The organism is Litorilituus sediminis, assembly GCF_004295665.1.
Lineage (GTDB): Bacteria > Pseudomonadota > Gammaproteobacteria > Enterobacterales > Alteromonadaceae > Colwellia > Colwellia sediminis.
The window spans coordinates 2,100,341-2,115,368 of the sequence record NZ_CP034759.1 but is presented as its reverse complement, the minus strand read 5'-3'; the positions used below and the strand labels follow the sequence as shown (position 1 = coordinate 2,115,368).

Annotated in this window: 14 protein-coding genes; 10 read left to right on the top strand and 4 right to left on the bottom strand. The window is 39.9% G+C overall.

Annotated features, from left to right (window positions below):
• Positions 1–2: 2 nt before the first annotated feature.
• The gene (locus EMK97_RS09460; protein WP_130601574.1) at positions 3–470 is read right to left on the bottom strand and encodes a TlpA disulfide reductase family protein; all 468 of its coding nucleotides are present in this window, start codon (positions 468–470) and stop codon (positions 3–5) included.
• 325 nt (positions 471–795) lie between these two features.
• Between EMK97_RS09460 and EMK97_RS09455 the strand changes: the two genes are divergently transcribed.
• The 3 genes from EMK97_RS09455 (at position 796) to envZ (ending at position 3,538) form a co-directional block, all read left to right on the top strand.
• On the top strand, positions 796–1,296 hold the full coding sequence (locus EMK97_RS09455) for a hypothetical protein (RefSeq protein ID WP_211342292.1): 501 nt from the start codon (positions 796–798) through the stop codon (positions 1,294–1,296).
• Between the two features lie 145 nt (positions 1,297–1,441).
• A complete protein-coding gene (ompR, locus tag EMK97_RS09450) occupies positions 1,442–2,164 on the top strand; it encodes an osmolarity response regulator transcription factor OmpR (protein WP_130601572.1) in 723 nt (240 codons plus the stop codon).
• A 78-nt stretch (positions 2,165–2,242) separates the two neighbouring features.
• The gene (gene envZ / locus EMK97_RS09445) at positions 2,243–3,538 is read left to right on the top strand and encodes a two-component system sensor histidine kinase EnvZ (protein ID WP_130601570.1); all 1,296 of its coding nucleotides are present in this window, start codon (positions 2,243–2,245) and stop codon (positions 3,536–3,538) included.
• A 100-nt stretch (positions 3,539–3,638) separates the two neighbouring features.
• On the opposite strand, the gene pckA is transcribed toward envZ, so the two are convergent.
• From pckA to EMK97_RS09430, 3 genes are all read right to left on the bottom strand, one after another.
• Complete coding sequence (gene pckA / locus EMK97_RS09440) at positions 3,639–5,249, bottom strand: phosphoenolpyruvate carboxykinase (ATP) (protein ID WP_130601568.1); 1,611 nt, start codon at positions 5,247–5,249, stop codon at positions 3,639–3,641.
• Positions 5,250–5,546: 297 nt separating this feature from the next.
• The gene (gene hslO / locus EMK97_RS09435; RefSeq protein ID WP_130601566.1) at positions 5,547–6,407 is read right to left on the bottom strand and encodes an Hsp33 family molecular chaperone HslO; all 861 of its coding nucleotides are present in this window, start codon (positions 6,405–6,407) and stop codon (positions 5,547–5,549) included.
• Positions 6,408–6,411: 4 nt separating this feature from the next.
• Positions 6,412–6,819, bottom strand: a complete 408-nt coding sequence (locus EMK97_RS09430) for an RNA-binding S4 domain-containing protein (protein ID WP_130601564.1) — start codon at positions 6,817–6,819, stop codon at positions 6,412–6,414.
• Between the two features lie 340 nt (positions 6,820–7,159).
• Here EMK97_RS09430 and gspC point away from each other — a divergent pair, with 340 nt between their 5' ends.
• The 7 genes from gspC to gspI all read left to right on the top strand — a co-directional run bounded on the left by gspC (position 7,160) and on the right by gspI (position 15,027).
• Positions 7,160–8,104: a type II secretion system protein GspC gene (gene gspC, locus EMK97_RS09425; protein WP_130601562.1), complete on the top strand. Its 945-nt coding sequence runs from the start codon at positions 7,160–7,162 to the stop codon at positions 8,102–8,104.
• 25 nt (positions 8,105–8,129) lie between these two features.
• On the top strand, positions 8,130–10,322 hold the full coding sequence (gene gspD / locus EMK97_RS09420; RefSeq protein ID WP_246028920.1) for a type II secretion system secretin GspD: 2,193 nt from the start codon (positions 8,130–8,132) through the stop codon (positions 10,320–10,322).
• A complete protein-coding gene (gene gspE / locus EMK97_RS09415; RefSeq protein ID WP_130601560.1) occupies positions 10,322–11,881 on the top strand; it encodes a type II secretion system ATPase GspE in 1,560 nt (519 codons plus the stop codon). Before gspD ends, gspE begins: the two co-directional genes overlap by 1 nt.
• 12 nt (positions 11,882–11,893) lie before the next feature.
• Positions 11,894–13,126: a type II secretion system inner membrane protein GspF gene (gene gspF, locus EMK97_RS09410; protein WP_130601558.1), complete on the top strand. Its 1,233-nt coding sequence runs from the start codon at positions 11,894–11,896 to the stop codon at positions 13,124–13,126.
• A 333-nt stretch (positions 13,127–13,459) separates the two neighbouring features.
• The gene (gene gspG / locus EMK97_RS09405) at positions 13,460–13,897 is read left to right on the top strand and encodes a type II secretion system major pseudopilin GspG (RefSeq protein WP_130601556.1); all 438 of its coding nucleotides are present in this window, start codon (positions 13,460–13,462) and stop codon (positions 13,895–13,897) included.
• 115 nt (positions 13,898–14,012) lie between these two features.
• Entirely contained in the window at positions 14,013–14,639 is a 627-nt protein-coding gene (gene gspH, locus EMK97_RS09400) for a type II secretion system minor pseudopilin GspH (RefSeq protein ID WP_130601554.1), read from the top strand.
• Positions 14,632–15,027: a type II secretion system minor pseudopilin GspI gene (gene gspI, locus EMK97_RS09395; RefSeq protein ID WP_130604442.1), complete on the top strand. Its 396-nt coding sequence runs from the start codon at positions 14,632–14,634 to the stop codon at positions 15,025–15,027. Before gspH ends, gspI begins: the two co-directional genes overlap by 8 nt.
• Position 15,028 lies beyond the last annotated feature (1 nt).

Genomic DNA, 15,028 nt, shown 5'->3' with positions numbered 1-15,028 from the left:
ATCTATTGAGCAAGCTGCTGTGTGATCTCTTGCTCATACAGCACTTTCTTTGTGCCATTAAAACCTGTGTGAGCACTAACTAGCTCACCCTCTCTGTTAAATAAGTAGCTGCTTGGCATACCTTTAAGTTTGAACTGTTTCGCGAGTAAACCTTTTTCATCGTAAAGAATGTGGAAATCTGCTGGTGTTTGCTGAAGAAAGGCTATGGCATTGTCACGTTTACTGTCGAGGTTAACACTGACAACAACTAAACCTGCTTGCTGATATTTTGCTTGCATATCATTCATCCAAGGAAACGATTTACGACACGGAGTACACCATGATGCCCAAAAATCTAAATAGATTACCTTGCCTTTATGTTGTGCTTTAAAATCGGCAAATTCCTGCAAAGGTTTTGTGTCATCACTGGCAAAGCAGCTTGCCGATAAACAGGTCAGCACAATCATTAAGCTGGTAAGACGTTTTAACATAAATACTCCATTTTTAACCTCAACCACACATAAGCTATGCGATTCTAGTAGTTATTTTTACTGACTTCTACGTTGTTTTGAAGTGAAATAGCTGGCTATTCCTACTTCAAAAAGCCTTGAATTCAGACAAAAACCTCTAACTAGAAACTATAAACATACATAAGTCATTAATAAAATAAATTTATCGCTATTTCTTATGTAGCCTGAGGTTAATTTGCAAACTAAAGAAAGCGCAATTCGAGTTCAGATTATTCTATACTTAATCTAGATGATAAAGCACAATAGCGTTATTGAATATGTTTGAAAAGTCTTGAGCCTTAATTGTATGAAAATACTACCTTTGTTAGCGATAAATCTGCTTTTAGCCATGCTAGCTATAAACCCTCTGACAAGTTATGCAAGTGCGAGTACACAAAACAGTGATAATAGCCTTGATCGCGATGCTTGGTTAAAGATGCGCTTTTCCAAACAGCACGAGGAGTTGATCCCTGTTGTTGCTGTCGCGGATATGTTTTTTAGTTGTAATCGAGCGCGTAAAACCGATGAGCAGAATTACCAGTTAAAAGATTTAGTGCAGAAAATGGATAAAGGTGAGCTTGCAGAAAAACTTGCTGATTGTTTAGGGGAAGATAATATGCAATCAGAAGCGGCATTAAATTTTGGTTTACTTGGCTGTTTTCATGATCAATTAGCGCATTTACCCGAACAAGAAAAAAAGCAAAAAATGAAGCTGGTTAAGCAAGCGATTGCTTCATTATCTCGAAGTGAACGACAACGCAGTTTTACTCAATGTGTCACTGAGCAGTCGATTCACTATTTAAAATAGCACAGCGCATATAATTACAGTGTAATCGTGCTATATTCATAAATTGTAACAAATACTTGTTGGCTTTTACCTTTGGTTTTTATGATTGCGACTTAATATCAATTATAGTGGCAGTAACTAACGAATATAGCTATGTGAGAAAACTATGACACATGAAACGCAGAAAATTTTAGTAGTAGATGATGATATGCGCTTGCGTTCATTGCTGGAACGCTATTTAGTAGAGCAAGGCTTTACGGTAAGAAGTGCCGCGAGCTCGGAGCAAATGGATCGTCTACTTGAAAGGGAAAACTTTCATTTGTTAGTGCTTGACTTGATGCTTCCGGGTGAAGATGGCTTATCTATATGCCGTCGCTTACGCCAAGCATCAAATAACATCCCTATTGTTATGTTAACCGCGAAAGGGGATGAGGTTGATAGAATTATTGGTTTAGAGCTAGGTGCAGATGATTATATGCCTAAGCCATTTAATCCAAGAGAGCTATTGGCACGAATTAAAGCGGTATTACGTCGTCGCGTACAAGAAGCACCTGGTGCGCCATCGTTAGAAGAAAATATCATTGAATTTGGCGAGTACCAGCTAAACTTAGCTACGCGTGAAATGCAAAAAGATGATGTGAGTATGCCGCTTACCAGTGGTGAGTTTGCAGTATTAAAGGCGCTAGTAACGCACCCAAGAGAGCCGTTATCTCGCGATAAATTAATGAATCTAGCCCGTGGTCGAGATTACTCGGCATTAGAACGCAGTATTGATGTGCAAGTTTCACGTTTGCGTCGTATGTTAGAAGATGATCCTGCCAAGCCAAGATACCTGCAAACGGTTTGGGGATTAGGGTATGTATTTGTACCAGACGGTACGCCGGCATAACCCTGCAATTTAGTGAGCGCTAAATCTATTCTTGTTGAATAATTTAGCTGCTCACCAATACTATTTAGACATTCCTCAATGAAAATAATCCCACGCAGTGCTTTTTATCAAACCGTTTTATTAATTGGCTTTTTGCTTTTTATTAATCAGGTGGTTACCTACATTTCTTTTGCTTTATATGTCATAGAGCCAAATCAGCAACAAATGAATCAGTTGTTGGCTAAGCAGGTGCGGGTAGTGTTTATTGATATTAAAGATGCCAATTTGAGCCCGAAAATGGCGGAAGCTTTCCACCATGAAACCGGTATAGGGGTTTATCGCGAGCAAGATGCCCTGCGCTTAGGGTTAGCCAAGGCGGCATATTACCCGTATCGCTCTGAACAAATGTCGATGTTACTCGGTGGCCCAGCAGAAGTGCGAATTTCAGAAGGTGATGAATATCTGTTTTGGATCCGTCCGCCACAAGCGCCACATTTATGGGTAAAAATACCTCTGCTTGGTCTTGAAGAAGCCAATATTTCTCCATTAATGCTGTATTTATCTATTATTGGTGTGCTTAGCGTTATGGGCGGCTGGGTGTTCGTTCGGCAGCTAAATAGGCCGCTTAAAGCGCTGCAAAAAGCCGCTGAAGATGTCGGTCGAGGTGATTTTCCTGAGCCGTTAAAAGAGCGCGGCACTTCGGAGATTATGGCGGTAACGCAAGCCTTTAATCATATGTCTAAAGGTATAAAGCAGTTAGAAGATGATAGAAACTTGTTGATGGCTGGTATTTCTCACGACTTAAGAACGCCGCTCACCCGTATTCGCTTAGCTAGCGAAATGATGAATGAACAAGATGCTTTTTTAAAAGAAGGCATAGAAAGCGATATTGATGATATGAACAATATTATCGATCAGTTTATTGATTATATTCGCCATGACAGTAAGGATAAAGCCGAGTTAGGTGACTTAAACGTTTTAGTAGAAGAAGTGCTTAATGTTGAAACGCCAAGCGATAGGGTTATCACCTTTCATCCACAAGACTGTCCTAAGCTACCTTTAAGGCATGTTGCCATTAAGCGGGCTTTAGCGAATTTAGTGCAAAATGCGCTGCGTTATACTGAAGGGGAAATTGAAGTATTTACTGGTGTTGATACCCGCAACAATACAGCCTATTTTATTGTCAGTGATAATGGTGATGGTATACCAGAAGCGGATATTGAACGATTATTCCAACCTTTCACCCAAGGCGATACAGCACGAGGTACAGAGGGTAGTGGGTTAGGTCTAGCGATTATCAAGCGTATTATTGATACCCATGGTGGTAAGGTGACTTTATCGAATAAAGAGTCTGGTGGTTTGCAGGCTAAAGTGTCCTTGCCTCTAACTTTCTAATCTATGTACTGGTTTTTTAGCACGGGTCAGCAATAAAAAAGCCTGTTAGCTAGCTAACAGGCTTTTTCGTTAGTCATGAAACTAACCGCGAAGGGTATCGTTACAGCTGCGGCCCTGCTGCAACTAATGATTTACCATTTTCTGTATCAGTGAACTTCTCAAAGTTGTTCACGAAACGGTTTGCTAAATCAACCGCTTTGTTATGCCATTCACTTGTATCTTCGTATGTATTACGAGGGTCTAAAATGTCACCTTCAACACCTGCGACACTGTTTGGTACTGCTAGGTTAAACATAGGGATAACAGTAGTTTCTGCATCATCAATTGAACCATCTAAGATAGCATCAATAATGGCACGAGTTGCTTTAATAGAAATACGCTTACCAGTACCGTTCCAACCTGTGTTTACTAAGTAAGCTTCTGCACCAGCAGCTTCCATACGTTTTTGTAAAACTTCAGCGTACTGTGTTGGGTGTAAGCTTAAGAATGCCGCACCAAAACAGCTAGAGAAGGTTGGTGTTGGCTCAGTAATACCACGCTCAGTACCAGCAAGCTTAGCAGTAAAGCCTGATAAGAAGTAGTACTCAGTTTGCTCAGGTGTTAGCTTAGAAACTGGCGGTAACACACCAAAGGCATCAGCGGTTAAGAAAATAACTTTCTTTGCGTGGCCGGCACGAGATACTGGCTTAACAATGTTATCAATATGATGAATTGGGTATGAAACACGGGTGTTTTCAGTGCGAGAGTTATCATCAAAATCGATTTTGCCATCAGCATCAACCGTTACGTTTTCTAATAAGGCATCGCGACGGATAGCATTGTAGATATCAGGTTCGTTTTCTTTGCTCAGCTTGATTGTTTTCGCGTAACAACCACCTTCAAAGTTAAATACGCCGTTGTCATCCCAACCGTGCTCGTCGTCACCAATTAGTTGACGTTTTGGATCGGTTGACAGCGTAGTTTTACCTGTACCAGATAAACCGAAGAAAATAGCGGTATCGCCATCTTTACCAACGTTAGCACTACAGTGCATAGAAGCGATACCTTGCAGTGGTAAGTAGTAGTTCATCATAGAGAACATACCTTTTTTCATCTCACCGCCGTACCAAGTACCACCAATTAATTGAATTTTTTCAGTTAAGTTAAAGGCAACAAAGTTTTCAGAGTTTAAACCTTGTTCTTGCCACTTATCGTTAACTGTTTTTGCGCCATTCATCACAACAAAGTCAGGCTGGTATGTTTTAAGCTCTTCTTCTGTTGGACGGATAAACATGTTCTTAACAAAGTGTGCTTGCCATGCTACTTGGGTAATAAAACGTACTTTTAAACGTGTCGACTCGTCAGCACCACAGAAAGTATCAACCACAAATAAACGTTGACCACTTAATTGCTTCGTCACTAAACCTTTTAAATGATCCCAAGTTTCAGGTGTCATAGGTTTGTTGTCGTTTTTACCTTGATCAGACCACCACACAGTATCACGTGTTGAATCATCACGAACAATGTATTTATCTTTTGGAGAGCGGCCAGTAAAAATGCCTGTGTTAACGTTAACAGCACCTAGTTCAGTGACAACGCCTTTATCGAAACCTTCTAAATCAGCTCTAGTTTCTTCAGCAAAAAGTAACTCATAAGATGGATTGTAAACAACATCGCTTACATCAGTAATGCCGTATTGTGACAAATCAATTGAGTTTTCTAAGGCGGTCATAGCACATCTTCTCCTAGGTATGACAAATAGTTTTTGGGGGTGAAAGTTTTCATACTTGTAATCAGGCGGTATTTTAGGCGAATAACTAACAAAACGAAAGAAAAAAATCGTTTATTGTGAAAGTTTTCACTATAACTGACATGAATGAGGCAATATTGCGATGATTTGTTTAATAAAAGTGAAGATGAATAAGGAAAATAAAGGTTTTAAAGAGGGGCTGTTGTTTATGCTTTAATCTAATGATGAACTAAAAAAAAGCATAAACAAGTAAAAAAAGCTAATAATTGAAAGTTGTTTTTAATGAGAAACTTTCGAAATGAAACTTTGTAGTTTAGCTTCATCAAAATCGTAGCTTGTTAAACAATAGTCGCAGTGCATCGAAATTTTGCCTTGCTCAGCCAAAATGGCTTTAATTTCACTTGGTTCAATTTGTGAAATTGCCGCTAAACACTTCTCTTCTGAACAACCACACACATAGCTAACCGCTTGCGGGTCAAACAAATTAACTTGCTCTTGGTGATATAAGCGATACAGCAAAGCTTCAGCTTCTAAGGTAAAGATCTCTTCTGCTTTAATTGTGTTGGTTAATTGGCATAAGTGTTCATAGTCAGCTTGTTGCTTGGCTTTATCTTCACCATCTGGTAGCAATTGTACTAAAGCGCCGCCCACTTGCTGTTTGTCAGTATCTGTGAAAAGCCAAATTTGTGTTGGAATTTGTTCTGATACCTCAAAATAGTGTGCTAAACAACCTGCAATAGTATCTTGCTCAAGTGCCACCACACCTTGGTAGGCTTCACCTTTGCTAGGGCGAATAGTGATAACCATAGTGCCTTTACCAATAAGCGCTCTTAGACCTGTTGCTTGTGTTGCTTCTTTAAGCTTGGCAATACCGCGCATTTGCTGATTGTTATTACCATTTACTGAAATATAACCGATAGGGCCATCACCTTGTAATTGAACAGTAATTTCACCTTCAAACTTTAAGGTGGCTGTTAATAGGCTGGTTGCTGCTAGTACTTCACCCAGCAATTGCTGAACACCAACAGGGTAGTTATGATTTTTTAGGATGGCTTTATAGCTTTCATCTAGTTGCACTAGTTCACCACGTGCGTGGCAATCGGCAAATAAATAGCGGTTTAATACATCAAATTGGCTCATGGAATTACATCCTTTCTTTAAATTGCCTGATTTGTCGGCGTTGTTTTTTATCTGGTTTAGTTTCACTGGCAGGGCTTAATAAAATGCCTTGCTTACGCGCTAAAGCATTTTTTTCACGGCTGGCTAAGCTTTGCTCTGTTTCTTGATAAAGGGTCTGGGCAAAGGTGGCATCGCGCCTTTTATCTGCAAGGGCAATGACTTCAACTTCTTTTTCTTCATAACCTTGGCGTATTTTTATAATATCGCCTAAGGCAACTGATTTACCTGATTTAGTGCGTTGGCCATTATAAAAAACCTTGCCGCCATCAATCATTTGTTTGGCAATGGCGCGAGTTTTATAAAACCTTGCTGCCCATAACCACTTATCTAAGCGAGTAGCGTTGTTATCTTTTTCGGCTTTAGATGCTGCCATAAAATAAGTACCTGCGTATCGCTACATGGAACTATTTATGTTAAAAGTTGCCCTAGTTGTGTAACGATAAAAAATGTAACTAAGTTATTTCAGCATAAGATGTGAAGCTTACCCTGAAAAATTGTGCGCAAATTAACATAAGTGTCATTTTTTCTCTATAAAATCGCACCTTGTTTTGTAAATAATAGTTAAAAATTGCCTCCATTGCTTGTTGCTAAGCGATTGCTCAAGTATTATCGGAAGCTTAACCTTAAAAAAAATTTACTTTTTATTTACTTTTGAAATTATAAATAATTACCATTCAACAGAATAAAAAGTCATGGTAAACAATAAGTGAAGTATGGCGTTTCCCTCTAATATGACACCTTACTTAGCCTTAGCTGCTAAGTTACCGCAGAAAAAAATAGCCCAACTGATCAGTATTTTATTATTGATTTATGTTGCTTATGTTTTTGCCAAAATAACTTGGTTGCTTGTGCCGCAACCTGCAATGACTCAGCCTGTGGCCGCAACTGGCTTGTCTAATACTGCTCTGGCTAATACAAATAAGTCTTTTAACATTGCTGAGTTACAAGCGTTAAACTTGTTTGGGGTTTATAACGAACAAGATAAAAAGCAAGAAACTGTAGTTGAAGTGCAAGATGCGCCAGAAACTAAATTGAAGTTGGTATTATCTGGCTTGGTTGCCAGTGATAGTGTTGAAACAGCAGCGGCAATTATTGAGTATCAAGGTAAACAAGAAACCTATGGTATTGGTGATCTAATTAAAGGTACTCGAGCGAGTTTAGAAAAAGTACTGATGGATCGAGTGCTGATAAAACAATCAGGCCGTTTAGAAACCTTAATGCTAGAAGGTTTTGATTTTAAAAAGCCAGCACGTGCTATTGAACAAACGGCATCGACCACGAAAAAAACGAGTCGTCCTAGCCCGAAAAAGTCTGAAGTGCTTGATCAACGTAATAATAAACAGTTAAGCGCATCAGCAAAAGATCTTCGTGCAGATTTAACAAAAGACCCGGGTAAAATAACGGACTATTTGCGTATTCAGCCTAAGCGTAAGCAAGGTAAAATCATTGGCTATGCTTTAAGGCCAGGTAAAAAAGCAGACTTTTTTAAAGCATCGGGTTTAATGCCGGGTGATGTTGCGGTACAAATGAATGGCTTCGATTTAACCGCTGCTAGTGAAGCCGCACAAGCGTTAGCTGAAATGAAACAAGCTAGAGATGTTTCATTATTAGTTGATCGCAATGGAAGTTTAACGGAAATCCTCTTTAGCATTGATTAGCTAATGATTTGAGAAAATAATAATTATGATGAATCTTTTCAAGCGCCAAAGCGCCTCTTTATTAACGCAAAATAAATCTAGCTTTTCTAAGGCTAAGCATTTGCTACTAGCGATTACTGCGGCATGTGCAATTAACACGGTTTGTTTGGTCAGCCAGTCTTTTGCTGCACAATATTCGCCGAACTTTAAGGGCACGGAAATAGCTGAGTTTGTCAATATTGTCGGTAAAAACTTGAAGAAGACCATGATTGTTGATCCTAATGTTCGTGGCAAAATCAATGTTCGTAGCTATGACTTGCTAACAGAAGAGCAATATTATCAATTCTTCTTAAATGTCCTTGAAGTATACGGTTATGCGGCCGTAGAAATGGATAACAACATTATTAAAATCATTCGCAATAAGGATGCTAAAACAGCGGCTATTCCAGTTGTTGGGAGTGGTAGCAATATTCTTGGTGATGAAATGGTCACCCGTGTTGTGGAAGTGAAAAATGTTACCGTACGTGAGCTAGTGCCATTATTAAGACAGCTGTCAGACCAAGCAGGTGGCGGTAATGTGGTTAACTACGACCCTGCTAACGTTATTATGCTAACGGGAACCGCGGCAACGGTGAATCGTTTAGTTAAAATTATTGAACGCGTTGATAGAGCCGGTGACCAAGACGTAGAAATCATCAAGTTAGCATATGCTTCAGCGGGTGAAATGGTTCGTATTATTGAAGCCATGAACAAGCCTACAGGTGGCGCCAAAGCAGCACAGCCAACCTTTTTAATTCCGAAAATTGTTGCCGACGATAGATCGAACAGCGTTATTATCAGCGGTGAAATTCAGGCGCGTGAACGTGTTGCTAAATTAGTTAAGCGTTTAGATAGCGAGCTAGAAACTAACGGTAATACTCGAGTCTATTATTTAAAATATTCAAAAGCAGAAGATTTAGTTAAGGTACTTAAAGGTGTTAGTGAGTCTATTGCTGAAGAAAGTAAAGGTACAACAACTAAATCTCGCGCTAGTCAAAAACGTGATATCAGTATTGATGCCCACGAATCAACTAATGCTATTGTTATAACCGCACAGCCAGATATGTTAGCGTCTTTAGAGGCGGTTATTCGTCAACTCGATATTCCACGAAAGCAAGTCTTGGTTGAAGCCATTATTGTTGAAGTATTAGAAGGCGATGGCGTTAGCTTAGGCGTGCAATGGTATAACGAGCAAGGTGGTTTTACCCAGTTTACTAATGGCCCTGCCTCTATTAGTCAAGTAGCGGCTGGAGCATATGCAGCTGAAGGTGAAGAAGCTAGTCAAACAAAAGTAACAAACCCTGATGGGACGATTACAGAGTCTAATAATCCTGCGACTAAAGGTGATTATACGCTACTCGCTCAAGTGCTCGGTAACGTTAGCGGTATGATGTTTGGCGTTATGAAGAATGATTGGGGCGCTATTGTGCAGGCGGTGAGTAGTGATACTAATTCCAATATTTTAGCTACGCCAAGTATCACTACCATAGATAATGAAGAAGCATATTTTATTGTTGGTCAAGAAGTGCCAATTATTACTGGCTCGGCAACGGGCAGTAATAATAACAACCCATTTCAAACGGTAGAACGACAAGAAGTAGGTATTAAGCTACGCGTTACGCCACAAATTAATGAAGGTGATGCGGTTCAACTAATTATTGAGCAAGAAGTTTCTTCCGTAAGTGGCGCAACAGGTGTTGATATTTCTATTAATAAAAGAGAAATCAAAACTACCGTTATGGCGGAAAATGGCGCAACCGTTATTCTTGGTGGCTTAATTGATGAAGACGTACAAGAAAGCGTGCAAAAAGTACCATTACTAGGTGATATTCCGATCCTTGGCCATTTATTTAAATCAACCACTAATAGTACGCGCAAGCGTAATTTGATGGTGTTCTTACGCCCAACGATCGTTAGTGATAGTGCCTTAATGTCAGAGATGAGCCAAGCGAAATATAACTATATTCGTGCCGATCAACTGCGTAAGCACGAAGAAGGCTTATCATTAATGAGTAATGAGAACATGCCAATTCTGCCTGAGTGGGATGATAAATTAACCTTGCCACCGTCATTTGAAGAATATCAGCAGTCAATTAAAGAGCAGAAACAGCAAGATAAGTTGCAAGAGCCATCGTTAGAAGATTATCAAAAGTTTCTTGATGCCGAGAAAGATAAAAAAGCAGCGGAAGAAAAACACTAATGACTGTTGAATTAGTACCAGAACAAACCGCAGAGCAAGACGATGAATTACTCGTAGCAGAAGAGCAAGCGAGTAACTCATGGTTATTGCCGTTTGCTTTTGCTAAGCGTCATAGTGTCTTAATCAGCCGTAATGAAGAAGAAGCTCCCCATGGTTGTTTATATACATTGCATTGTTTGGCAGAGGTTAATTTTGATATCGTTTTAGAAGTGCGCCGTATTTTAAAAGCACCTTTTGTTTTTGATATTTTACAGCCAACCGCCTTTGAATTATTGCTTACACAGGCATATCAGCGAGATTCATCTGAAGCACAGCAAATGATGGAAGATATAGGTAATGAAGTTGATCTTTATTCACTTGCTGATGAGATGGTTGAAAGTGAAGACTTGCTCGAAAATGAAGATGATGCGCCAATTATCAAATTAATTAATGCCATGCTCAGCGAGGCCATTAAAGAAAGCGCCTCTGATATCCATATTGAAACCTTTGAAAATGCCTTACAAATTCGTTTTCGCGTCGATGGCGTGTTACGAGAAGTCTTAAAGCCAAACCGTAAACTTGCCTCGTTATTAGTTTCGCGTATTAAGGTAATGGCAAAGCTTGATATCGCCGAAAAACGTATCCCACAAGATGGTCGTATATCGTTGCGAATCGGTGGTCGAGCGGTAGATGTGCGTGTTTCTACTATGCCAACAGGTCATGGTGAACGAGTAGTATTACGTTTACTGGATAAGAATGCCGCCCGCTTAGATTTACAAGATTTAGGTATGACAGATGCGGTGCGTGTTAACTTTTCACAGTTAATTGATAAACCGCATGGCATTATATTGGTTACAGGCCCTACCGGCTCAGGTAAAAGTACCACCTTATATGCAGGTTTATCACAAATTGATGCTAAAGAGCGCAATATTTTAACGGTTGAAGACCCTATTGAATATGCCATTGAAGGTATAGGGCAAACCCAAGTTAATACTAAGGTAGATATGACCTTTGCGCGTGGTTTAAGAGCAATATTACGTCAAGATCCTGATGTGGTCATGGTTGGTGAGATTCGAGATTTAGAAACCGCACAAATTGCTGTACAAGCGAGTTTAACAGGTCATTTAGTGTTATCGACACTTCATACTAATACCGCTGCTGGCGCTATTACCCGTATGGAAGATATGGGGGTTGAGCCTTTCCTACTTTCATCAAGCTTATTAGGTGTGTTAGCGCAGCGTTTGGTGCGTACCTTATGTCCGCACTGTCGTGAAAGTCACCTGCCTGATGAAGAAGAGCGAGAGCTATTAGGTTTGGCTGAGGGCTCAACTGAAGTGATTTATCGCGCGGTTGGCTGTGAAGAGTGTAGCTTTAAAGGTTACAAAGGCCGAACAGGTATTCACGAACTGTTAACGGTTGATGATAAGGTACGTGAGCTTATTCATAACGGTCATGGCGAGCAAACCATTGAAAAGTACATTCGAAAAACTAGCGCCAGTATTCGTCGTGATGGTTTTGATAAAGTAATGCTTGGGCAAACTACCCTAGAAGAAGTATTGCGTGTAACACGTGAAGACTAGGATGTAACAGCTATGGCAGCATTTGATTATCAAGCAGTAGATGCGAAAGGCAAAACTAAAAAAGGTGTAATCGAAGGCGATACACCAAGGCAAGTGCGAACCTTGTTAAGAGAGCAAGGTTTAATGCCGCTGGAAGTGACAGCAACGCTAGCTAAATCTAAAACCAGCTCCAGTAAAGTCAGTGGTTTAACTGATCGCAGCAGGGGGAAAGTATCTGCGGCAGATTTAGCATTAATCACTCGTCAATTAGCTACCTTAGTTGAATCAGGCTTGCCGCTAGAAGAATCATTAATGGCGGTTGCAGAGCAATGTGATAACAATCGTATTAAAAGTATGGTGATGGGGGTTCGCAGTAAAGTTACCGAAGGCTATGGTTTAGCTGAAAGTATGGCGGAATACCCTAAGGTTTTTAACCGTTTGTACCGAGCTATGGTTGCTGCGGGTGAAAAATCAGGGCACTTAGATAAAGTACTGAATCGCTTAGCTGATTATACTGAGCAAAGGCAGCAAATGCGTTCTCAGCTTATTCAAGCGTTAGTTTACCCAATCATAATGACCATAGTTGCCGTTGGCGTTATCGCTATTTTGCTAACCGCTGTGGTGCCAAAAATTGTTGGTCAGTTTGAGCATATGGGCGCAAATCTACCTGGTACGACGAAATTTTTAATTGCCAGTAGTGACTTTTTACAAGCCTATGGCTTGGGTATTGTTATGCTTATTGCTATTTTGATGTTGGTGTTTTCTCAATTAATGAAAAAGCCGAGCTTTGAATTAGCGTATCACCAAAAGGTGCTGAATATTCCAGGTATTGGTAAAGTTGCCCGTGGTGTCAATACGGCAAGATTTGCTCGAACCTTAAGTATATTAACCGCCAGTGCCGTGCCATTACTTGAAAGTATGCGTATTTCTGGCGAAGTACTTGATAACTTATATATTAAGCAGGAAGTTAAAGGCGCAACAGATAAAGTACGTGAAGGCGCGAGTTTGCGTGTCTCGTTAGAGCAAACAAAACTATTTCCGCCGATGATGCTACATATGATCGCCAGTGGTGAAAAAAGTGGCCAGTTAGAGCATATGCTAGGGCGAGCGGCAGATAATCAGGATAGAGAATTTGAAGCTTTGGTGAATATATCATTGAAAGCTTTTGAGCCAGCATTGATGGTAGCTATGGCTGGCGTAGTATTATTTATTGTTATGGCAATATTACAGCCAATATTACAATTGAACAGTTTAGTGGGCGGTTAAGTTCACAATACCAAGTGAAATAATTATTTGAACAGTTCAGAGCTCTGTCAGAGTGGTGAGATAAAGCAAATTTATGCTGGTGTAGTCATTTTTCAGCAAAAAAATTGTTAAATTATCAACTTCCTGACAAGCTCCCAAGGGCGAGTTTAAAAAGCTTATATGCTGTGTTATTGATTTTGACAAGGGAATAACCATTCTCTGCAATCAATGCCTTGCCTATAAGCCTTTTAATTCTCGCTGAATGAGCAACTAGTTAATTCAATTGGTATTATTAGGTTAGTACTGAGGGAGTGAGTACTAACATTATTATCTTTTAAAGTGCGTTATTAGGAAATGAATATGAATAAAGCAACACAACGAGGTTTTACCTTATTAGAAGTCATGGTGGTTATCGTGATCTTAGGTATTTTAGCAAGTATGGTAGTACCCAACTTAATGGGTAGCCAAGAGCGCGCCAATATGCAAAAAGCAGTATCTGATGTAACTGCACTAGAAACCTCGCTTAGTTTATACAAGATGGATAATTATGACTATCCAACAACAGAGCAAGGTTTAGAAGCGCTTGTTCAGCAAACGGATATTGAGCCAGAGCCGCGTCGATTCCCAGAAGATGGTTATATTAAACGTTTACCAAAAGATCCATGGGGTAATGACTATATTTTATTAAATCCAGGTGAGCACGGTAAAATGGATGTCTTCTCTGCTGGTCCCGATGGTGAAGCAGGTACCGAAGACGACATAGGCAACTGGAATTTGGGCGACTTCCAATAATTTTGTTTAAAAAACGCTTATTCTGCGTTGAGAAATACTCGTTTAGCGAACTAAACGTCGTATTTATCGCCTTGGATAAGCGCTTGTTAATTCAAAATTAACGCTTCATTTCATTATGGCTTTCTCTCAACCTCGCTTAACACAAAAGAAAGGCAACAAAGGCTTTACCTTAATTGAGGTAATGGTAGTTGTTGCCTTGATTGGTATTATTGTTAGCTTAGTGCAATTTACCTTTTTTGGTGAGCGTCCTGAAGATATCTTGAAAAAGTCGAGCCAGCAGTTTGCCGCTATTTTTGAAGCGGCCAGTGATTACGGTTTACTGAACAATGTTGAGTTGGGTTTAATTGTTAAAAAAGACAGTTATCAATTCTTAGGTTATGACGGCACTAAGTGGACAGAAATTCCTGAACAAGATTGGGTCGCTATTCAGCAATTACCGCCTGAAGTTGAGCTTAGCTTAGAGCTTGATGATTTGCCTCTTGAAGAGCTACAACTGTTTAATTCTGATGTTTATAAAGAGCAGGATGAAGAAGACTTCACCCTGTTATCTAAAGAAGAGCAAGAAGAGAAAATTATTCCTCAAGTGTATATCTTATCAGGCGGGGATATTACCCCGTTTAGCCTGACCTTTAGTTTTAGCGATGAAGCCTCATTACTTAATGACACAGAAGAGCTAGCTTACCGAGTAACGGCTTTATACAGTATTCCGCTAACCATTGAAGGGCCAGTGCTTGATGATTAAATTAGCGGTTAGTAAAAAAAGCAAAGTGGCAGCCTTTACTTTAATTGAGGTCATGCTGGCAATGGCTGTATTTGCGATCGCCGGTGTTGCTTTGTTAGGGGCGGCAGATAATAACTTTCGTCATATAAATCATTTAGAAGAAAAGATGTTTGCTAACTGGGTTGCTTCTAATCAGTTAGTGGCTGCCAGCTTAGATGAAACTTGGCCACCAAAAAATAATAAGAAAGGTGAAGTGGAAATGGCTGGCAGAACTTGGTTCTGGCAGCAAAAGGTGGTTAAGACGGCTAATAATGAAATGCGCGCGATAGTTATGGAAGTGCGAGCGAATGAAGACGATGAGCTGGCAACGGCAAGTTTAATGACCTATTTGGCACAAACAAAACCTTAGT